Source organism: Bradyrhizobium elkanii USDA 76 (assembly GCF_023278185.1).
Lineage (GTDB): Bacteria > Pseudomonadota > Alphaproteobacteria > Rhizobiales > Xanthobacteraceae > Bradyrhizobium > Bradyrhizobium elkanii.
Window position 1 is genome coordinate 8,706,399 of sequence record NZ_CP066356.1, and the last position, 21,825, is coordinate 8,728,223.

Annotated in this window: 14 protein-coding genes; 11 read left to right on the plus strand and 3 right to left on the minus strand. The window is 61.2% G+C overall.

Translation table 11 applies throughout. The annotated features are described in order from the left end of the window. The first annotated feature begins 75 nt into the window (after positions 1-75). The 6 genes from JEY66_RS41260 (at position 76) to JEY66_RS41285 (ending at position 9,722) form a co-directional block, all read left to right on the plus strand. On the plus strand, positions 76-2,691 hold the full coding sequence (locus JEY66_RS41260; RefSeq protein WP_026192120.1) for an AMP-binding protein: 2,616 nt from the start codon (positions 76-78) through the stop codon (positions 2,689-2,691). A 378-nt stretch (positions 2,692-3,069) separates the two neighbouring features. After that, positions 3,070-4,248, plus strand: a complete 1,179-nt coding sequence (locus JEY66_RS41265) for a GNAT family N-acetyltransferase (protein ID WP_240536746.1) — start codon at positions 3,070-3,072, stop codon at positions 4,246-4,248. Positions 4,249-4,563: 315 nt separating this feature from the next. Further along, on the plus strand, positions 4,564-5,334 hold the full coding sequence (locus JEY66_RS41270) for a 4'-phosphopantetheinyl transferase family protein (RefSeq protein ID WP_240536747.1): 771 nt from the start codon (positions 4,564-4,566) through the stop codon (positions 5,332-5,334). Between the two features lie 47 nt (positions 5,335-5,381). Continuing rightward, positions 5,382-6,413, plus strand: a complete 1,032-nt coding sequence (locus JEY66_RS41275) for a thioesterase domain-containing protein (protein WP_240536748.1) — start codon at positions 5,382-5,384, stop codon at positions 6,411-6,413. Between the two features lie 41 nt (positions 6,414-6,454). Continuing rightward, positions 6,455-8,476 carry a non-ribosomal peptide synthetase gene (locus JEY66_RS41280; RefSeq protein WP_240536749.1) on the plus strand — a complete coding sequence of 674 codons (2,022 nt, stop codon included), beginning with the start codon at positions 6,455-6,457 and terminating at the stop codon, positions 8,474-8,476. A 76-nt stretch (positions 8,477-8,552) separates the two neighbouring features. Beyond that, complete coding sequence (locus JEY66_RS41285) at positions 8,553-9,722, plus strand: acyl-CoA dehydrogenase family protein (protein ID WP_240536750.1); 1,170 nt, start codon at positions 8,553-8,555, stop codon at positions 9,720-9,722. A 196-nt stretch (positions 9,723-9,918) separates the two neighbouring features. Here JEY66_RS41285 and asnB read toward each other — a convergent pair whose 3' ends face one another. Together asnB and JEY66_RS41295 are read right to left on the minus strand one after the other, a co-directional pair. Next, a complete protein-coding gene (gene asnB, locus JEY66_RS41290; protein ID WP_016847147.1) occupies positions 9,919-11,658 on the minus strand; it encodes an asparagine synthase B in 1,740 nt (579 codons plus the stop codon). A 281-nt stretch (positions 11,659-11,939) separates the two neighbouring features. After that, a complete protein-coding gene (locus JEY66_RS41295; protein ID WP_016847146.1) occupies positions 11,940-13,319 on the minus strand; it encodes a polysaccharide biosynthesis/export family protein in 1,380 nt (459 codons plus the stop codon). A gap of 180 nt (positions 13,320-13,499) precedes the next feature. On the opposite strand from JEY66_RS41295, the gene JEY66_RS41300 reads away from it, so the two are divergent. The 4 genes from JEY66_RS41300 (at position 13,500) to JEY66_RS41315 (ending at position 19,131) form a co-directional block, all read left to right on the plus strand. Continuing rightward, positions 13,500-14,999, plus strand: coding sequence for an undecaprenyl-phosphate glucose phosphotransferase (locus JEY66_RS41300; RefSeq protein ID WP_016847145.1), 1,500 nt, complete (start codon positions 13,500-13,502; stop codon positions 14,997-14,999). Positions 15,000-15,165: 166 nt separating this feature from the next. After that, entirely contained in the window at positions 15,166-16,293 is a 1,128-nt protein-coding gene (locus JEY66_RS41305; protein WP_016847144.1) for a GumC family protein, read from the plus strand. A 388-nt stretch (positions 16,294-16,681) separates the two neighbouring features. After that, entirely contained in the window at positions 16,682-18,106 is a 1,425-nt protein-coding gene (locus tag JEY66_RS41310; RefSeq protein ID WP_016847143.1) for an oligosaccharide flippase family protein, read from the plus strand. 17 nt (positions 18,107-18,123) lie between these two features. Further along, a complete protein-coding gene (locus tag JEY66_RS41315; protein ID WP_240536752.1) occupies positions 18,124-19,131 on the plus strand; it encodes an FkbM family methyltransferase in 1,008 nt (335 codons plus the stop codon). Positions 19,132-19,253: 122 nt separating this feature from the next. Here the strand turns inward: JEY66_RS41315 and JEY66_RS41320 are convergent, their stop codons facing one another. Beyond that, a complete protein-coding gene (locus JEY66_RS41320) occupies positions 19,254-20,267 on the minus strand; it encodes a polysaccharide deacetylase family protein (RefSeq protein ID WP_240536753.1) in 1,014 nt (337 codons plus the stop codon). Positions 20,268-20,603: 336 nt separating this feature from the next. Here JEY66_RS41320 and JEY66_RS41325 point away from each other — a divergent pair, with 336 nt between their 5' ends. Continuing rightward, complete coding sequence (locus tag JEY66_RS41325; protein WP_016847139.1) at positions 20,604-21,824, plus strand: glycosyltransferase family 4 protein; 1,221 nt, start codon at positions 20,604-20,606, stop codon at positions 21,822-21,824. The last annotated feature ends 1 nt before the right edge of the window (position 21,825 follow it).

Consider the following 21,825-nt stretch of genomic DNA (forward strand, 5'->3'; position numbering starts at 1 on the left):
TGTACAGCAAGGCATCTTCGGGAGCGGCGCGCTATGGTTGTGCGAGCCGACTTGCGTTGTTCAAGGTAGGACGGAATGCTTCTGGACAACGAAACGCCTGCCGCCACCACGTGTTCCGAGACCGTCTGCGCGCGCGACCGTGGGGAGTCGGAAGCCCGATTCACAATAGGCCAGGTCATCGGTCGAACTGCCAGTCGGTTTCCGAACCAGCCGGCGATCGTCTCGAGCGCTTTCGAGCCTCTGACATACAGCGGTCTTGAACGCCAGTTGAACGCATTCCGCCGGCGGCTGCGCTTGGCCGGTTTCGACTGCAATGCCCGGATCGGGGTCTTGATGCCGAACGGCCCGGAAGCGGCTCTCGCTATCGTGGCAGTCGCCTGCTGTACCACAGCGGTGCCCCTCGACCCACGCCTCTCCCAGCCTGAAATCGAGCAGCGTCTCGACATGCTGAACCTGAGCGCCCTCGTTGTGCTGCAGGGCAGTGCCCCTGAAGCTCGCCAGGCCGCAGCCCGCAGAACGCTTGCCATTATAGAAGCCGCCCCGGTCGGACAGGGGCAGCTTGGGCTCGAGATCGCCGTGCAAGTTTCCGCCTCCCCTGCCATCGACGCCGAGCCGGAGCCGCACTCCCCCGCCTTCATCCTGCAGACGTCGGGCACGACCGCGCAGCCCAAGCTCATTCCGTTCAGTCATGACAATATGCTGGCGGCGGCCGAACGCCTTCAGGCCTGGTTCGGCCTCACGTCCCGGGACCGATGCCTGAGCGTGTCGCCCCCCTATTATTCTCATGGGCTGAAAGTGACGGTCTTCACGCCGTTGCTGACAGGAGGCAGCATTGCCATCCCGGCGAACAGTGCCATCGTCGCACTCGATGAGTGGTTCGATGTCCTGCGGCCGACCTGGTACTCGGCAGGCCCTACGCTTCACGCCACGGTGCTGGACAAGGCGCAGAGCCTCGAGAATGCACGGGCTGCGCATACCCTGCGGTTCGCGATGTCAGGCGGCGCGCCGCTGCCGAGGACCGTGCAGGACGGCCTGCAACACGCTCTGGGCGTGCCGGTGCTGGAGCATTACGGCTCCAGCGAGGCGGCGCAGATCGCCGCCAACCAGCTGCCGCCGGGTCCGAACAGGCAGGGCACCTGCGGGAGACCCTGGCCCGATACCGTGGTCGTCGTCGGTGAAGATGGACATCTCCTGGCAGCCGGCGAGCACGGAGAGATCTGGATTCGTGGACCGACCGTGACGTCGGGCTATCTCGATGCGCCGGAGCTCAACCAGGCCGCTTTCACGAAGGGCTGGTTTCGCACCGGCGATATCGGCAGCCTCGACGAAGACGGCTTCCTTTCGCTGCACGGCCGCCTGAGCGAATTGATCAATCGCGGCGGTGAGAAGATTTCTCCGGCCGAGATCGAAGCCGCGCTATTGCGACATTCGGCGATCGCCGAAGCTGCGGCTTTCGCGATCTCACATCCACGCCTGGGCGAGGACGTCGCAGTCGCCATCGTCCCTCATCGCGGCGCGCGGCCGACCGCTGCGGAGCTTCGCCTGTTCCTGCAACGCGAGCTGGCCTCGTTCAAGATTCCGAGACGCATTCTGACGCTCGACCATCTGCCCAAGGGGGTGACGGGAAAGGTACAGCGGCGACATCTGCGCGAGTTGGCCGACCGGCGACGGGGTCACCAGGCGCCGATGCCGGCGCCCGTCGCGAACGGGCCGTTGAATCTGGAAGCCGAGTTGCTGACCCTCTGGCGCAGGCTGCTGAAGAACGAGGTCGTGACTGTTGACGATGATTTTTTCGCCAGCGGCGGAGACTCGCTTCTCGCGATGGAGATGTTGATCGAGGTCGAGCGGCTCGTCGGCTATCCCGTGCCGGAAACCATCATGTTCGGGGCAGAAACCATCCGGCAATTTGCCGCAAGGGTTTCCGCACCAACGGACATTTGGGCGACGCCGTTCTTCCAGCCCCATGCGCCTGGCACGCGGTCTCCGCTGTACTTTTTCAACGGCGACCTTGTCAGCGGCCACGCGAGTGTGCGGCGGCTGGTAGAGCTTCTGGGGCCGGATTATCCGATCATTTCGATCAATCCCCACGGTCTTCATGGGGAGCCGATTCCGATCTCGATCGAGGCGATGGCCGCCGATCGCCTGCCGTTCATCCTGGCAAGGCAAGCGCGCGGTCCCTTTCTCCTGGGCGGCAAGTGCAATGGCGCCATGGTGGCGTTCGAAGTGGCCCGCCAACTGGTGGCAGCCGGCCACACGGTTGATTTGGTTACGATGGTGGACCCGCCGACTGTCAGTGCCCGTCCAATGCCACGGGCGATCCTGGGGCTGCTGAAGCCGCTGGTTTCGCCTTATCTCTTGCGTTGGACCTTCGAGCAAATGGTGAGACTGGAGCGATACCTGAAGCTCCCGGCGAACGGACAGACTGCGAGCGCCAAGGTCGAGATTCCCGCGCCGTTGTGGGACGCTCATTCAATCGCAATGGCGCGGTATTGTCCGGCACCGCTCGAGATCCCTGTGGCCTTTTACGCGGCCGACCACGATGGCCGAGCGTGGCGGCATCTCAGCTCTCAACTGGAATTGGTCCAGGTGCCTGGCGGACATCCCGGCTGCCTGTTGATCGGTGCGGAACTGCTCGTGGATCACCTGCGGCGGAGATTTGAAAAACTCGCCTCGGGAGCGAGCGCCACGTGAGAAACCGGACGTCAGCCATGGCGGGCCCTGAGCTTGCGGAGGATCAAGGCCGTCGGCCGCCGAAGGCTGGAGCGCGCTGCGCCAGCCTTGAGCCCGGTCGATCACAGCTCCACCTCGGCACAGTTGCTCCGCCGGCACAAGAGGCTAGCGTGGGTACTCAGGAAGGGTCCGCACCTCGATCGAATTCCGGATATAGTTCGCGTTATCGGCCTCCGCCGAGACAATGGTCGGAGACGCCCAACCACGACGTGTCCGTCAGAGGGATGCCTGTGTGTGACCAGCCACCCATCATCGGATCTTGCGCAAACATTGCAGCTCGGTCCTCCGGTCTTCCCGCCGCGGCGCGCGTTCGGTCCTCTGGCGTTGGAACGGGAAAGCATGCCTGAGACGGTTACCGATGTCAGCCTGGATGCCCTGGAGAGCATTGCGTGGCTTGAAACCTCATGGAAGGAGCTCGAAGCGCGAGTGACTCACTCGTTCTTCTTGTCCTGGCTCTGGATCGGCACCTGGCTACGGCATATCCCGGATGGCGCGCGACCACACGTCCTCGTGGCCCGGTCATCAGGCAAGATCGTTGGCCTGGCGATTATTTGCCGGCGGAGAGCGTGGAGTCTCGGGCCGCATGCCCGGACGCGCTGGCTGCTCAATGAAACGGGAGATACTCGTTTCGACCGATTGTTCATCGAATACAACGGTATTCTTGCAGAGCAATCCGATGCCATCATGTCGGCAGGCCTCAATGCGTTGACGTCCCGCCTGCACCGCTCGGATCAGTTGGTGCTCTCCGGGATTGATCCGGACCTTGAGGCGACTGCCAGTCGCGCCGCCGGCCGGGCTGGGCTCGTGACCGAGGTGAAACAGGCTGATGCGGCATTGTGGGTTGATTTTGCCCCAGTCCGCCAGCGAGGGGGGGACTATCGCGCCACATTGGGCCGCAGTACGCGCCAGGCCGTGAGCCGTGCCATGCGGTTGTATGCCGAACGCGGCCCCCTTGAACTTCGGATCATGGAAACGACTGCGGAGGCCCTCGCCGCGTTCGATCTGCTGAGCGACTTTCATCGGTCGCGATGGGGACGCAGGGGAGCCTTCGCCAATCCCGGCTTCCGTCCGTTTCACGAGGAGCTCATTGCGCGCGGCGTCCCCACGGGGGCCGTTCGCATCTCGCGGACGATGGTTGGGAACGAGACAATCGGGGTCGTGTACAATTTCGTGCACGACGGCCGTGTCCTGAACTACCAGAGTGGCTTTCTCTATGAGAGCGACAGCCGGCTCAAGCCCGGGCTCGTCAGCCATGTGCTGGCGATTGAGGACAGCATTGCACGCGGGGAAAGCGGCTACGACTTCCTGGCCGGTGGCGGCGGGCACAAGTCCCATCTGGCCAATCGGGAGCAAGCCATGACGTGGATCGCTGTCGGCAAAGACAGTCCGGAGCGCCATATCGAGGCCAAGCTCCGCAGCGCCAAGCGGATGCTCCGAACCATTGCTACGAATGTTCCAAAAAAGACCGCGGCTCTGTATTCCGTACTCGGGGGGCTAGTTCCTGGTCGATCGGTTTGAGCTCTTTGGCGAAAACCGATGTCTGGGTTGGCGATGTGGCCATGTCGGTGCTGCGCCTTTTTGGCTGCCGGCCGGGGCAGGCGCTGACGCCTGGACTGCATCCATTGACCGTTTGGCGGTCCAATTCCCCTAGGAATATTCCCCCGCTTCCGCTGGATGGAAACTGGCAAAAAATGGGTAATTACGATGGTCCATTGAGCCATGGCGGTGCGCGATTAAAATTTCAAGCAGCAGTCCGCTCGAATGCCCATCGCAAGACCCGTTCGGAATCTACCGGCGGCAATCCGGATCGAGGCCAATAGAAAGCAAGTTGTGATGGCTTTTCGCATAGGTGCCTGTGAACAGAGCGCGTGGGAAAATAGTCGTTCCTTTGACGGGCCAGGCTATCGCAAGCTTGAACGCGGGGCTCGCGGAGCCGGCGCCACCCCTTTGAGCTTTTTGGACAAAGCAGTTGAGCTGAGGCCCGGGATCATCACGCCGGTCCTCGAGCATGATGGTTTGGAGGTCCTGGCATTCGTGCTCCATGTGGAGCACGACGTCATCCGGGAGCTAAGCGTTTGCCTCAACGAAGCGGAACATCGGCGCGTCGAGGGATTGAGACTGGAGCGAGACCGCCGCCGCTTTGTCGTTAGCCGCGGGCAGCTGCGCCAGGTCCTCGCTTCCAGACTGGACATTGCGCCTTCGGAGATCGAGCTGGAATATGGACGGCTGGGCAAACCCCACCTCTCCCGCCGCATGCCCGTCCGCGACTTGCGCTTCAGCGTCTCACGATCCGGAGAAGTCGCGGTCATCGCCCTCTCGATCAGGCAAGAGGTCGGGGTGGACATCGAGGCAATTCTCCCGGTGCCCGAAGCGGACGAGATCGCAGCGTTCTGTCTTTCCACCTCCGAGTACGAGTCCTACGCCGCCCTCGATCCGGAAGACCGGCTGGAAGGCTTCCTCCAGCGCTGGACCCGGCTGGAGGCTGTCTCCAAGGCGCTGGGGTGCGGCCTGGGACAGCCCATGTCCTGGGATGAAAAGGATTGGGCTGTCAGAAGCTTCGTACCGCAACCTGGATATGTTGGGAGCGTGGTCGTCCGGAAATGAACTGTCATCCGGAGTCGAAGATACCGCGATGGCGCACGGAACAGGAAATGTCAGCTTCATCCATGAAAAGCCCGATGTCAGCGCAGGTGATGCAGTTTTCGGAGCTGCTCGCAGACCTCGCGGTCAAGGACATCAAGGTCTGGGTCGAGGGCGACCGGCTGCGCTGCAACGCCCCGGCCGGCGCGCTGACGGCGGAGCTTCGCGATCAGTTGCAGGGGCGGAGGGGCGAGATCATCGCGTTTCTGAACATGGCCACGGCCGCGACCACGCAACCGCCTGCAATCGTTCCGTTGCAGTCTCGCGGAACACGCACGCCCATTTACGCTGTGCCCGGTCATGTCGGGGCACCGTCCTCATTCCTGGACCTCTCGAAGAACCTGGGCGGCGATCAACCGTTCTACGCACTCCAACCGCCTGGCTTCGATGGGCAGAGCGAGCCGATGGACCGCGTCGAAGATATCGCCGAGTACTTCGCCCGCCAGATCGTCGAATATCAGCCGGCCGGTCCGTACATCATCGCCGGCTACTGCTCCGGCGCTTCAACAGCTTTCGAACTGGCGCAAATCCTGGGACAGCGCAAATCGGAGGTCGCATGCGTTGCGCTCTTTGGTCCTCTTCACCCCACCACCTATGGGGAATGGCCGCGCCGGCTGTATTTCGTTGCCAGGGCTAAGGCGGAATCGTTCCTGCATGCGACGGCGAAGCTGCCGACATTCAGCGCCCGTCTCCGATATTTCGGCAGCCGCCTCCGCGAACATTTCCACGCCCTCGTTCGCGGGAGCAAAGAGCCTGTCGCGACAGATCCGGTGTTGGCGAGCAGGGCTCTGCTCAAATCCACGGCGATCGCGGCCTTTCAGCGGTACACTCCAACTCCGTATTCGGGTCGGGTCTGCATAATCCTTCCCAACAAAGCCTGGCTGCGATCGGGCGCCGCGCCACATCGATGGCTCCGAGTAGTGCCGCATGCCGAATTCTACTTCGGGCCCGATGACTGCAACGAAGCCTCGATGCTGATGGAACCTGACGCACCTGCCATCGCAGACCTCTATCGCCAGGCAACCCAAAAGCAGAACGATTGACGTAATTTGATTTTTTGGTTTTCCCGATGGGAGCGTATTTCATGAACGAAGTTCTGCCTATCGCGCCGGAGGGCGTAGCGCTTCCTCTGCTGAAGGATTCCGATCATCAGGCGCTGGTTGTCGATTACAACGCCACGGCAGCACGCTATCCGTCGGACAGGACGATCATCGATCTCTTTCGCGACCAGGCGACGCGCAGTCCCGACGCCGAAGCGATCCGCTTTGGCAATGCCACGCTGACCTACCGGCAGCTCGACGAACGCTCCAACCAGATGGCCGCGCATTTGAGCTCGACCGGCGTGGGCCCGGGTCGGATTGCCGTTGTTTTCATGGAGCACTCCATTGAAGTCGTCGTTGCGATCCTGGGCGTCCTGAAGTCCGGCGCAGCCTATGTGCCGGTGGATGCGGCAACGCCGAAGGGGCGTATCGCAACGATCCTGCAGGACATTTCCAACGGGACCGACGGGCGGGCGCCCGTGGCGATCACTCAGTCGCGCCTGCGTTCCGGCATTCCCCCGAACCTTGCTGACATTTTCGTGCTCGACGCCAATTTGGATTCGATCTTGAATCAGCCGGCCTCGGCCCGGCCGTCCGCAGCCACGCCGGACGGCGCCGCCTATATCATCTTCACCTCCGGCTCGACCGGCACGCCCAAGGGCGTCGAGATCGAGCACCGGAGCCTGGTGAACTACATCTGGTGGGCCGCCCAGGTGTACAGTTCCGGCGAAAGTCTCGCATGGCCGCTTTTCTCATCCCTCGCATTTGACCTGACCGTCACAACGCTCTTTACGCCCCTCATCACCGGCGGCCGCATCGTGGTCTATCTTGGTGATCCCGGAGTGCAGAGCATGGTCGTGCTCAAGGTGATCGACGACAATGCAGTTGACATCATCAAGCTGACGCCGGCGCATCTCGCGATGATCCGCGACCGAGATCTCGAGACCACAAGACTGCGCAAGTTCATCGTGGGCGGTGAGGACTTCAAGGCCGCGCTGGCTCGCGATATCACCAACGCCATTCCCCATCCTATCGAGATCTACAACGAGTATGGACCAACCGAAGCCACGGTGGGCTGCATGATTCACCGGTTCGACACCGAGCGGGATCAATCCGCATCGGTGCCGATCGGCGTTCCGGCCGCGAATGCGGGAATCTACGTCCTCAGCAAGGAATATCAGCCCACCGGCCCCGGGATCATCGGTGAGATGTTCATTGCCGGCGACGGTCTCGCGAGAGGTTATTTCAATCGCCCTGATCTGACCGACGAACGCTTCCGCACGGTCGCCGATCCCCGAGATGGGCGCTCGAAGCTGCGGCTCTACAAGACGGGCGATCTCGCCCGCTGGAACTCGGAAGGACGCCTGGAATTTCTCGGTCGCGCCGATCATCAGGTGAAGGTCGGTGGCACCCGTATCGAGCTGGGCGAGATCGAAGCACGGCTGCTCAAGCACCCGGACGTTCAGGAATGCGCCGTCGTCGCCGTCACCACCTCGATGACGAAAGCAGCGACACGGAAAGCGGCCCAAAACGGCCATCTCGAACCGTCGACGACCGAAGACAGCATCGCACGGCTTGTGGCCTACTATGTCTCGTCGAAACCTCCGACCGTGGCGGACCTGCGCGCGCACCTCGCCGAAGAACTCCTGGAGTCCATGATTCCGACGCACTACGTTCACCTCGAGCGGATGCCGCTTACGTCCAACGGCAAGATCGACCGCTCGTCGCTTCCCGAGCCGACAGCGGAAAACATCCAGCCGGCGCAAGTCTTCGCCGCTCCCTCCACCGAGACCGAGAAGACGCTGGCCGCGCTATGGTGCCAACTCCTGAAACTCGAGTCGGTCGGACGCCACGACAACTTCTTCGACCTGGGCGGGGAGTCGCTCCTGGTGGTGCGGGCGGTGTCGCGCATGCGAAAGATCTTCGGCGTCGACGTGCAGCTTCGCAACCTCTTCGAGCGCCCGACACTGGCCGAACTGGCGGAAGTCATCGACGGAATGCGCTGGGTGGCCGATTCCAATACCCCTTCCCTCTCGGAGGGACCGAGAGAGGAGGTCGAACTCTAGCCGGAGGGCCTCCGCCCGGTCCTAGGCATCGGGACAGGAGCCTTTGAGTCAGCTCATAGCAGATCGGATGAAGACGATGGACAAAGCCTGGATGTCGGCGCGAGAGCCGGAGCTGCCCTGGATGGCGGCGGAGTATGAGCTGTTACGGGACCAGGTCCGCCGGTTCGTCAAGGAGGAAATCAAGCCCTGCGCGGATCAATGGGAAGAGAACGGGTTCATTCCCCGTTCGATCCTGCGCCGCATGGGCGCACTCGGTTTCTTCGGCATCCGCTACCCGGCCGAGTATGGTGGCGCCGAAATGGACTCCGTCGCGTCAACGGTCTTCGCCGAGGAGCTCGGGCGCTCGACCTATGGCGGCGTCGCCGACGCGATGCTCGTCCATGCCGACATGGCTTCCTTGTATGTCTTTCACGACGGGACCAAAGCCCAGCGGGCCCGCTGGATGCCGGGCATTGTCAGCGGCGAGGCGATCACCGCGGTCGCCATCACGGAGCCGGATGCGGGCTCGGACGTGAAAGCCATCCGCACGCGCGCGGTCCGAGATGGCGATTCCTACGTGCTCGACGGCACGAAGCTCTACATCACGAACGGCGTCCACGCGGATCTCTACTGCGTCGCGGCCAAGACGGATCCCGCGGCAGGAACCAACGGGATCACGATGTTCCTCGTCGAGAAGGGGACGCCAGGCTTCAGCGTCGCGCGCGAGCTGGACAAGCTCGGCTGGCGCTCCTCCGACACGGCGGAACTTGTCTTCGACGGTTGCCGCGTCCCCACCGAGAACGTGCTCGGTGCGGAGGGACAAGGCTTCTATTCAATCATGCGCAACTTGCAGAACGAGCGCCTTGTCCTCGCCGCCATGTCGATAGGGATGGCCGAGGCAGCGATCGATATGACCGTCACCTACGTGAAGACCCGCCGCGCATTTGGGGGCGTTCTTTGGGACATGCAGGCGATCCGTCAACGTCTCGCGATGCTCTCCGCGAGACTGGAGGCAAGCCGTCAGTTTCTCTATGCCACCGCTTGGCGCATGGCGGCCGACGACGATTGCCTGCGCGAGACCTCGATGTTGAAAGCCATCTGCGGCGAACTCGTCAACGAGGTCGCGTATGCGTGCGTGCAGTTCCACGGCGCCATGGGTGTCATGCGCGAGAGCGCGATCGAGCGCGTAGCGCGTGACGCGCGCGTCCTCTCCATCGCCGGCGGCGCGACGGAGGTGATGCTCGAGGTGGTCGCGTCGATGTCATGATCCTGATGCGGCGTCGAGGACGTCGCTCTGGCATTGGTTGCAGGACGGCTGAGTGCCGGCTCTTCGGGCGGCGGGGGGCGCGGCGACCGACGCAGCCTACGGCGCGCCGGATTCACCCACAAAACCCGGCTGGCGTCATTGCCGCCGAACACCGGCCGACGCTCTGTGGCATCCGAGATCCGCTTGAGGGAGGATTTCACTCCGCCGCTGCGACCCGTTCGCTCGACGGGGCCTTCGAGCTGCCGAGGTTTCCAACTGATTGAACATGATCAATGGCCTGAACGTGGATCCCTTTCACGGCCCTTCCGGACGGGTCATTCATGCTCGCAAATTGCTGAGACCAGAGAAACGCGGTCGGCGTGGAGCATGCGATCGAAGGACCGACGGGCACAGTTAGGCAGGCTGTCGGGTTGTTGAAGATGCTATCAAAGATGGTCCTGTAGAAATATCCTTCCTTGGACGTCGGCGTTTGCTGCGGAAAGCGCTTGCTCGCCGCGGCGAGCATCTGATCCGAGACTTTATTCTCGGCTTGATGTTTCAAGCTCTCAATCCAGCTATACCCTACCCCGTCGGAAAACTGCTCCTTCTGACGCCACAGGATCGCTTGCGGCAACAGATCGGTAAATGCTTCCCGCAATATGCCCTTCTCGATTTTCTCGCCAGGGCACATTTTCTCGGCGGGGTTTATCGACATTGCGTAGTCCAGGAATTCCTTGTCCAGGAAGGGCACGCGGGCTTCGACCCCCCAGGCCGCCATTGCCTTGTTCGCGCGGCAGCAATCATACTTGCTGAGCGCAAAGATCTTTCGAACAGTCTCCTGATGGAATTCTTCTGCTGATGGCGCCATGTGGAAGTAGAGATAGCCGCCAAAGACCTCGTCAGCGCCTTCTCCGGACAACACCATTTTGATGCCCATTGATTTGATCTTCCGCGCCATGAGATACATCGGCGTACCGGCACGAATGGTGGTGACGTCAAAGGTCTCCAGGTGCCGGATCACGTCCGGCAATGCGTCCAACCCTTCCTGCACGGTAAAGACAATCTCATGATGGACCGTGCCGATGTGCGCCGCCACGTCTCGCGCATGCTTCATGTCAGGTGAGTTTTCCAGGCCGACGGAGAACGAGTGCAGTCTCGGCCACCATGCTTCTTCGGTTTCTCCCGACTCGATCCGCTTGAAGCGGTGGCGCGCCGCGAGCGCGGCGATAAGCGAAGAGTCGAGCCCACCGGAAATAAGCACCCCGTAAGGCACATCGCACATCATTTGCTGCTTGACCGCAGCTTCGAGCGACGTTCGGAGCTCCTGCAGGGACACCTTCCTCGTTGGAAGAGTATGCGCCCACTGCGGATCATACCACTTGACGAACTTTCCGGCCTTGCCGCTGTAATGATGTCCCGGAGGAAACTCCCGGATCGTCTCGCATACGCCATCGAGAGCTTTCATTTCGCTCGCGACGTAAGTCGTGCCGTCGCTACCCCATCCGATGTAAAGCGGAACGATGCCGATGTGGTCTCGGGCGACGAAGAAATCGCCACTGCGCTCATCGAACAGGGCAAACGCAAAGATTCCACTCAGCATATTGCACACGGCGGGGCCGTACTCGTCGTAGAGATACAGGATAATTTCGCAATCGGACTTCGTTTTCCATGCGTGCGGCAGCTTCAGTGCCTCGCGCAAAGCGACATGATTGTAGATCTCCCCGTTCACGGCCAAAGCCCGACCCGTGGTCACGTCGAGAAGGGGTTGAGCGCCGTGCTCCACGTCGACGATGGAAAGGCGCTCGTGCGCGAGCACTGCGCCCTCGCCGGAGTAAATGCCGCTCCAGTCCGGCCCGCGGTGCCTGACCGTCTTGGCCATCTCGAGCGCCCGGCTGCGCACCGTCTCGATCGATTCCTTAAATCCAAAGATGCCAACGAAGCCGCACAAGGAGGTCAACCCTTCTGTGAGTTCTAGATCGCAGAGAAGCGGAAGAGCGGATCGAGAACGGTCAAGGTCACAAAATATTCAAGGTTCAGATCAAGCAGAATTACCCTTGCCTAAGCGGCGCCACCGTCGGATAGGCCATAAAATATGCGGATGAGCGGCTTCAAACTCCGTGGCTGCTCGTGTCTTCCAATTCCAGGTAGCCCCTGATGCGGGCTGACCGGCCCCTTCATCCGATCGAAAGGAGCGCAAATTCCCCGCCTCGCTTGCTGTGCCGACCGCTTCCGGTTTCGTCACCTGCTGTCGCGCCGCGAGTCTGCCGCGGTCACCTCAGTCCGGCCTATCACGACCGGGGCGTTTGCACTGCTCAGCTTTCGGGGTGACGCGTCGGGACCATCCTGGTATCGCAGCGAGACCTCGATGGTGTCGCCCGGCTGCAACTCGGCGTCCTCGTTCACGACAATCCGTTCCGGTCCTTTCTCGCTCTTTCTGATAATAGCAATATCCGGCTTGCTGCCGGCGCCTCGTGCGAGCTGCGATCGAACCATCGAAGTGTACTGAAGCTTCTCGCCGACGCTCTGCAGTTTCTCGCGAATCTGATTGAGCTTTAAGCTGGTCTCTTGCAGCTCACGGAACAGATCAAGCTTCCGCTGATCGTCGAGCTTTGCCAACCGTCTGGCGTACTCGTCCTGCAATTTCTTGACCTGGAGCAATTGCGCAGATGTCTGCAGCCTCCGGGTCGCCGACAGCAGAACCGCGCGACGGGCATCCGTCACGCGAGGACTGATCAACGATCCCTTGCCGAACAGGTCGGTCGCTTTCTGAAGGTCCTCGACGTCGGACTGAAGTCCCTCTTCATCTTTCTTCTGCTGCTCCGACAGCACGCGGACCTCGTCGTCTCCCTGCCGCACGCTGCGCTGCAAGTACGCCTTTTCCTGCTGATAGTCGCTCTGCTTCGTCTTCAGATATTCGGCTTCCGCATTGACGATTTCCGAAACCGCCGACCGGGCTATCGGCACGTCGGCAAGAGAAGCGCTTGGATTGATCTGCGTCCCTTCCCCGAGTTCGCTCTTGATGCGCCACATGCGCGCCTGTTCCTTGGCGAGCTCTGTCCAGAGCGATCCATACTCGCTTCTCAGGTCGGCTGACTCGAGATACGGGTTATTCATCCTGATATGCATGATGTCGTAGCCCCCCGCCATGGCGATGAGCTGGCGCGCGGTGCTCGCCGGACGATAAGGGTACTCGCCCGGCTTCGACACGTCCCCGTTGACGTAAACAGGCCTGTACTCGGCCACGATCGCCGTGACCTGATCTGCATCGATCACGACCACGACCTCGCGGCCGTCCACGGTCCGCTGTCGAAAGACCTTGCTCGTCAGTGCGGCTCCGACTTTGGCCCGAATCTCCTGCAACGGCAGGCCGGCGACCGGGACCATCCCGACCAGCGGCAACGAGATATTGCCATCGACCTGGACCGGAGCGCGCTGCCGCAGCTCCGGCACGCCGGCCACCGCGACCTCCAGAACATCTCCGACGCTCACGCGATATTCGGCTTTCGCCTGAGCGGAAATCGTCAGGCCAACAGCCACCAGGCCCCATCTGACGCAACGGCCTGGTTGACCGTGACGGTTGTCAAGATGGAAGAAATTACGCAGCTTGGCATTCGGCATGGCGTGCTCGATGGCTCGGTCTCACTGATTGATCGACAATCTAAACCCGCAGCGCCTCGGCTCAACTGACCATCGTAGTTACTCCCGGCTACCCATTTATTGCCAATCCGCCTCCTGACCCGAATGCTATTGTTTTTGTCAGGGGGACGGATTGCTTGACGGACTGCTTGGGAGTAACCGGTGAGTTATGCGTTTTTCACCAATTCGCCGGCTCCTACCGAGCGTTCGGCGCATTCGATCCCTGACCGCAAGGCAATTGCGGCTGACGTTGGCAAGAATCGATTGGCCGCCTTGCTGGTATTGGCGGCAGGCGCCGAGTTCCTCCTCGTAGCTGTTGGGGCTTTTGCCGCTGCCGTCCTCTATTATCGACTGGTCCTTCAGCTCGACTATCCGGACACTCCCAAATACATCCTGGAATCCCTTCTGATTGCCACGTTGCAGCTGCTCGTATCCGTTGGGCTGCGGCAGTATTCGCGGATCCAGACGCAGCCCCGGCACACCTTCCTGTGGAGTGGCGTCAGCGCCGTCTTCTTCGTATTCTCCTTCTTCATCTCAACGATATTTCTTCTCAAGATCTCGGACGGCTACTCGCGCGCGACCGTGATGGCCCAGGCAGCCAGCGTCATCGTCATGGTGCTCTTCGCGCGGGCAATATGCTTCTCGTTGCTGCAACCTGCCATCGCATCCGGACTGATCGACGCCAGGCGCGTCATCCTCATAGGTGAACCGAGCCACTGCTTGAATTTTTCCGGACGAGTAAGCGCCACCGGAATCCGGACCATTCGTTCGTTCGATTTGCCGACCTTTCGCACCGGCTCTTCAGCGCCGGGGCACTCCAAGGTGGTCGAAGTGCTATCCCATGTCCGCGAACTGATCGCAGAGTGCCGGCCCCTGCGAGCGGATGACATCGTCATTCTGACTTCGGAGTCGGATGTTCCGGCTGCCCTCGCGCTCGCCGGCGCCCTGTCAGAGCTCCCGGTTGACGTTCACGTCGTCCCGGTCGGTGCAATCGACCTCATGGCCGTGTCGCGCATCACGCAGTTCGGCAACATGGTGACGATGCGCATCTTCCAATCTCCCCTGACGACGTTCCACCGGGCAGTCAAACGAGCCTTCGACATCGCGGCCGCGATTGTCGGACTTGTCATAATCAGTCCCCTCTTCGTCATCCTCCCACTCGCAATCAAGCTCGATTCCCCCGGGCCGGTGCTATTTCGTCAGACCCGGCACGGCTACAACAACGAGACTATTCGCGTGCTGAAATTCAGATCGATGACCGTGACGGAGGAGGGCGACAATTTCAAGCAGGTGACCAGGCACGATCCACGCGTGACCCGGTTGGGACGCTTCATGCGCCACACCAATATCGATGAGCTTCCACAGCTCTTCAACGTGCTGGTCGGCGATATGTCACTCGTCGGGCCTCGTCCGCACGCGACCTCGCAGAACGAGAGCTTCGCCCGGCTGATTTCGTCATTCTCCCGCCGCCACAACGTCAAGCCCGGCATTACCGGTTGGGCACAGGTCAACGGCTATCGCGGCGAAACCGACACCTTGGAGAAGATGCAACGGCGTGTCGAGCACGACCTGTATTACATCGACAATTGGTCGTTCCTTCTCGATCTCAAGATCATCGTCATGACCCTCTTCTCCAGAAAGGTCTATTGGAATGCCTTTTAACGCGATGTCGATTGCTGCGTGCACTCCGTGCAGCAAGACCGCAAGGGCATTGCAATCGATCCCGTTCCCGTTTGATCGGCGGAGGCTTCGGTAGGCCACCAGTAACTGCAGGTTCGAGACAATGCTGCAAACTCACAGAACTGACAATTCGGCACCTCAGGACACGATGCCGCCTGAATTCGGTTCGCCGGCCGAATTCGTGGCGGAGGGTCTCGCCTTCTTGCGCCGCCGCCTCTCGATCATCCTGCTGACGTGTCTCTTGATGTTTGGCGCCGGCTTGCTCTATCTCGTTGTCGCAGTTCCGACGTTTACGGCAACCGCGCAACTCATCGTCGACGCCAAGACGGCTTCTTCCAACGACACGGCGTCGGCAACGACCGCCGTCGACAGTCAGGTCGCAATCCTGAGGTCCGAGAGCGTCGCTCGCGCGGCGATCGCGAAGCTCGGCTTGGCGGGGGATCGGGAGTTCTCCGGCGGCGCCCTGCACCACCTCAGCAGGTCGACATCACGGCTGCTCGGCTGGAGCAGACAGGACACGGACGTCGTCACGCGTGATGCGATGGAAGCATTCGCGCGCAAGCTCTCGGTGAAGCGCGCCGGTCTCACCTACATAGTCGATCTCGCCTTCAGCTCCGCCGACCCCGATCGGGCCGCGCAGGTCCTGGACACCATCGTAGAGACCTACATCACGACGCAAATGGACGCGAAATACAAATGGGGTCTGCAAAACGAGAAATGGGTTAAGGAACGTGTCAACGAATTGAGCAGCCAGGCGTCGGCTGCCAAAAAGGCGGTAGCGGATTACAACAGGGCCAGGAATGGCATCGCGGCTCCCGCGAACTCCGCCGAAGCAAATCCACCCTCCTCGCAGTCGACCGCAACGGCGCAAGACGAACTCCGCGAACTGGAAGCCACGGCGGACGCCGCCACCAGAACGTATGACAATTTCCTCCGGATGTTGCGTTACATGGACGCCATGCAGCAGCAATCCGCGCCGGTGTTCGAGGCTCGTCTCCTCACCGGGGTATCTCACCCCTACACCGCCAGTTCGCCAAACGCCCGCTTGATACTCGGATCAGCGATTCTCGGCGGCCTGCTTCTGGGGATCGGAATAGGATTGCTGCGCGACAGGTCGGACCGGGAACGCGCGCCCGCGCGCAGATCTGCAGCCACCGCACCCGGAGGAACTGCAGTCGTCCAGGGGCTCAAGGCGAGCGGCGTCAAGCCCCATTTCGATGGTTCGTTCAAGGTCGAGAAGCAGCACACGTACAAGGAGGCCAATCCTGACTTATAGTCGCATGAATTGGTTCCCGATCGCGATATCGCGAGCCCGATTGAAACGCCCCGTAAATCACCGTCGAACAGTGCTCGTCGACGAACCACCTTCATCGCGATGAAGGCAGCATCTTCCTCGTGCGGCCGCCGGAGTGGGTAATCCAGAAGGGCCGAACGCTCTCCGCAGCCGTAGGGTTATATTCGCCCCTGCGACAATGTGCCGATTTGACAATGAGTAACCTTTGAACGCTCAGCCTCCGCGCAGTCCGCTCCTCCGCCCACGAGGTGCGCCGAACCGGGAATTCCGGGCAAGAGCTCGATCACAATTACTGGGCGCGTCGTGGCGTCCACCAACGTTGGCTTGAGCAATGACGAGCTTTACCCGAGCGCCCGGCGGACCGGCGACCATGTTCAGCAATGTCTTCCGGCAGTCATGGCTGGCGTTGGCATACCGATGCTCGGGCGCCGTCGTCTCCTTTCTCTTCGGCGTAAGTTTTGCTCGGATGATGAACATCGAGGAATACGGTGCGCTCATGTCATTGATGACGTTCGCGCTCGTCGCCTCCACGGTCGGCCTCGTCGGTCAGCAATTTCGCGTGTTGCGGGAAATACCAAGCATCGCCGCCCGGAAGAACTACCCGGAGATCGGCGCGATCGTCGCGAAGCGGCTTCGTGTGGCATGTCTGGGCAGCGTTGCGGTGACCGTAATCGCCCTCCTTCCGTTCGTCGCCGCTCACGGCCGCAACGGAATATTCGGAAGCTGGCAATATGCCACGAGCGTGCTTCTGATATTGCCGTTGTCCTTGATCGAAATGCAGAGCTCGCTAGGGCGCACGCTCGGCTCCGTCAATCTCGCACTCGTGTCGAAGGATGTGTTGTGGCGGTTTCTCATCATATTGCTGGGCGCCGTTCTCTTCACGACGTATGGCCATCCGCTGCCGGCGCAAGACGTTCTGCTGATCGCGACTGCAATCCTGGTCGTGCTGATCGCCGCTCAGAACATCTACCTACGGCATCTCGCGGAAGGATGTAAGGTTTTCACAATGGCGGTGAGGCGATCGAATGACCGGCTTGGCGAGGTCCTTTCCACTTCGGGACCGTTCTGGGTAACCAGCGTCACCAGTATCATGGGCGGCACGGTCGATCTCGTCGTCATCTCGGTCATGGTCGGCCCGGAAGCCGCCGGATATTACTACGCTGCCAGCCGGATCGCGCTTCTTCTTGATTTCTTCCTGGCGACCTTCTGTATCCCCGCGGCGCCCCTCATCGCACGTCTGTTCGACGAGAATCGTCATGCGGAAATCACGCGCATCACGTCGGGAGCGTCATTGGGTGCGTTTGTCGCCGTCCTCGGCTGCGTTGCGACGTTGGCGCTTGGCGGCGACCTCGCGCTGATGGCGTTCGGAGAGACTTTCACCCGCGCCTACAGCGTCCTGATGGTCCTGGCAATCGGCATGCTGGTGTCGACATATTTCGGGATCGGCCCCATCGCCCTGAACATGACGGGCCATCAGCGGGCCGCGATGCACATCGTGGTGATCACCTGGGTGGCGGGGATCCTGGCCATGATCGGCGCGACCTGGACCTTCGGGACGATAGGAGCAGCGGTTGCCGGCTCCTGCGCGGGCATCGCAACCAGGGTATGGACTGCGGCCTACATTTATTCGGCGGAAGGGATCGATATCACCGCCACCACGGCACTCCGCGCGTTGGTCAGGCGCACAACGAGCCGAGGCACATCCGAACCGCATAGCGAGGCGATACGGCCAGAAGCCAGCGGCACCATTCTTGACCTGCAGCCTGTTCGCGGCAGTCGGGACACACGTACATGAATTGGGGAGATAGTTGAATGCGTTCGCTGTCATCCGAGGACGCGACTGCTGCAATCGGACTTACGCGCGGGAGGCGGTACCTGATGGGCCGGTCTACATTCGATTACGAGGTGTCAGGAAGCCGGCTTTCCATGGGGCTGGTGAGGCTTCTGCACACCGTTGTTGCGCGGAGTACCGGGCGCGGTATGGGACTTGCCATGCGGGCGGTCAAGCCGCTGCTGCATTCCCAGCTGTCATGCGTCCATTTCGCCGACGGTAGCCGCTTGTACTTCGAGCTGAACGACGTCTACTGGAATGCGTTCTTCATCGGCCAGCCCGGCATGACCTACGAGCCGGACATAGCGACGCTTCTGCTGCGGCTGAAGGATATCGACTATACGTTCTTCGATTGCGGTGCGAACATCGGATACTGGTCCGTTCTCGTCACGTCGGAAATGCTGGGTCGCAAGCGCGCGATTGCCGTCGAGGCTTCACGGGAGACGCTTGCAATTCTCGAGCAGAACCGCGACGCGAATGATCATCGCTTCGAGATCTGCCGAAGGGCATTGTTCGAGTACGACGGGCGCAGCCTGTTCTTCTCCGACGACGGACCTCATTCGGCCCGGCACATCGTAACGTCGCAGAGCAGCCGTCCGTCGCACACCGAACCCGTCATGTCGATAACGATCGATGCGCTGGCGAGGGACCAGCAGCTGACCGACAGCGACCGGCTCGTCGTCAAGCTCGACGTCGAAGGTCAGGAGGTTGCGGCCCTGAAGGGTGCTCGGCAGGTTCTGAAGCGCGACACGCTGATCATCTACGAAGATCATGGCCAGGATCGCAACCACGCGACCACGAGGTATGTGTTCGAGGCACTCGGACTTCCAGTGTTTGCTCTTGCTGCGGACGGGTCGGTCACGAAGGTCGAAGACCTCGCCACACTGGATCGCCTGAAGGTGAACCCCAAAATCGGCTACAATTTCGCAACTTGCCCGCCCGGATCCGGCTTCCACCGCTGGATTTCAGGAATCGCCAGTCAGGCATGATCGGGTCGCGCTGTCGGAGGCCGATCCTGGCGCACGAGATCGCCGGTTGCTCAACCCGCTTCTCGTGCCGGAGCCAGAATTCGCGTGCACTCGGCTCTTCGACGCAATCAGAATGCACGATATCAATTGCCGCGACCGAACAGCATCTGGACCGCTGACTGGACGCCATTCATTCGCCCTTCGAACGGAATTCTCCCGTCGGATGGACCTCCGACCGCGATGCGGGGAAGCCCAAAAAGATGCGGCTTGCGATCCGATATGTGTCCATGCCGAGTTGTGACTGCAGTCGAAAAACCGACCTCCGCCGCGAGATGTTGTTCTCGAGAACCGCATGCCCTGGAGTTGCCGTAGGGAAAAGCAACGTGCCGAACCGGACGCTGAAGCAGTCCCTCGAGATAGGCGCGGTTATCCACCATTTCGGCGCGCGCTGAAGCTGCATTCAGGTACGCGAGTGCTGGATGTGATTCCGTGTGTCCGCCAATCGAAGCCAGGGGGTGTCGTGCCAGGACCTGAAGCTCGCGCTCATTGATGAAATAGGTGTCGTTCAAGGCCTCCAGCGACAGATCAGCCTTGCTGAACGTAGGGGCGAGCATTCCGACTCGTTGGTAGTCTTCGTGGACCCAGTTGCTCACCTTCTCCAGGGCCGATGCTTTCTCGTCAAAATCGCGACAGCTGAATCGCAGGTTCATTGCGTCGATCGCAAGACTGTCTCTCGAGCGGAACAGGTCGCGCAAGCCCAGCCACCACGGCTGCATCGTCCGCTTAACCGCGCCCGTTGGAACATATACGGTGAAGGGCGCGCTATTTCGCTCAAGGATTGGCAATGCAGTCGTGACGTTATCCTTGTAGCCGTCGTCGAAGGTAAGCACCGCATAGCGGCGGGGCTCAGGATCCGCCGCCAGCCGCTCGAGACATGCATCGAGACTGACAATCTCCCATCCTTGCTGGCGCAGCCACTTCAGACAGTATTCAAGGAAGTCAGGCGGTGCGCCGGTCTTCAGCTCCGAGCGCCAGTCCTGCTGAATCTCATGGAACATCAGGATGGCGGCCCTGCCGGCAAATGCCCTGCGCAAGGCAGGCGCAAATCCCGCCCAGCTAGCCGCGTGGAATATGGTTCGGCTGAGAAGTCGCTTCACGCGAAGCCACCGCCGGACAGGCTGATTGCGCGCAAGCCGACCAGGCGGCTTCGGTGCTCATTTGATTGCGCGCGCGATCTGCAGATGCTCATCCTCAAATCACCGTCGTGAACGCAGCAATGTTTCCGATGGGAAACAGCCCTCCATTTATCGACAAACCGCGTCGCTCTGGCAACTACGGCGCCGGTACTCACTACTGGGTACCCCAGATTTCATCGCCGCCACTCTGAATGCGCCGCCTGCATCGAACCGCTTTCACGGTAGCTTTTCGTCGAACAAAGAGTGCACCGGCCACTGGTGATGCCGGCCTTTGTGATGTGCGTGTCGAGGGCCTTAATGAAAGTACTGCTCGCCAACAAGTTTCTGTTCAACAACGGTGGCGCAGAGGCAGTGCTGCTTCAGGAAAGAATGTTCCTGACGAGCAGCGGGGCAGACGTCATTGACTTCGCGATGCAGCACGAGCGGAACATCGAATCCCGCTATGCAAATCACTTCGTGTCTCGCCAGGAATACCGGACCGGGGGCCATCTCGCCAAGATCAAGAGCGCGCTCGCACTGATTCACTCGCGCGAAGCCGTCAGCAAACTCGCATCCCTGATCGAGGAGACTCGACCGGACTTGATGCATTGCCACAACATCTATCACCAGCTGACCCCGTCGATTGTCGGCGTCGCCAAGTCGCGCGGGATTCCGGTCGTGCTGACACTGCACGATTCGAAGCCGGTGTGCCCGGTGCACACCCGGATGCGAGAGGACCAATTGTGTTCGTCGTGTCTCGCCGGCGATTTCCATCACGTGCTGATGCACCGCTGCGCTGACGGCTCGATCGCACAGAGCGCCACGCTTTACATGGAAGCGGTCATTCAGCGCTGGTTTGGCAGCTACGAGAAGGTCGATCGCTTCCTCGCGCCGAGCCAGTTCATGCGGGAGTCGGTGTTGCCTCGGTTCGCAGCGGACCGGGTACAGGTGCTCTACAATGGCGTGGATGTCACCGGCATTTCGGCGAGCGATCGGGACAAGGGATACGTGCTCTATTGCGGCCGGCTCGCGCCGGGAAAAGGTGCCGAGACGCTGTTGCGCGCCCACGAAGCGGCGGACTGCCGGTGGCCTCTCGTCATCGCAGGCTCCGGCCCGCTGGCAGATAATTTGAAGGCGCAATTCACCCGGAACGTGCGTTTCGCGGGCCAGCTATCCGGCGAAACTTTAAACGAGACGATCGCCGAGGCTTCCGTGGTGGTTGTGCCTTCGGAGTGGTGCGAGAACTGCCCGATGTCGGTGCTGGAAGCGATGGCCTATGGCAAGGCGGTCATAGCGACCCGCGTCGGCGGCATTCCGGAGCTCGTGGACGATCGCGTGACGGGGCTTTTGTTTGAGCCCGGCAATACGGACGAGCTTCGACGTCACCTCGATTGCCTGATGAGCGACGCCGCACGCCGTGCAGGCATGGGAGCGGCAGGAAGAAGCCGCGTCGAAGCGGACTTCTCTCTCGAGAAGCATAACACCGAGCTGATGGCCGTCTACCGGTCACTGGTGAGCGAGCGGCATTCATCGCATTGAG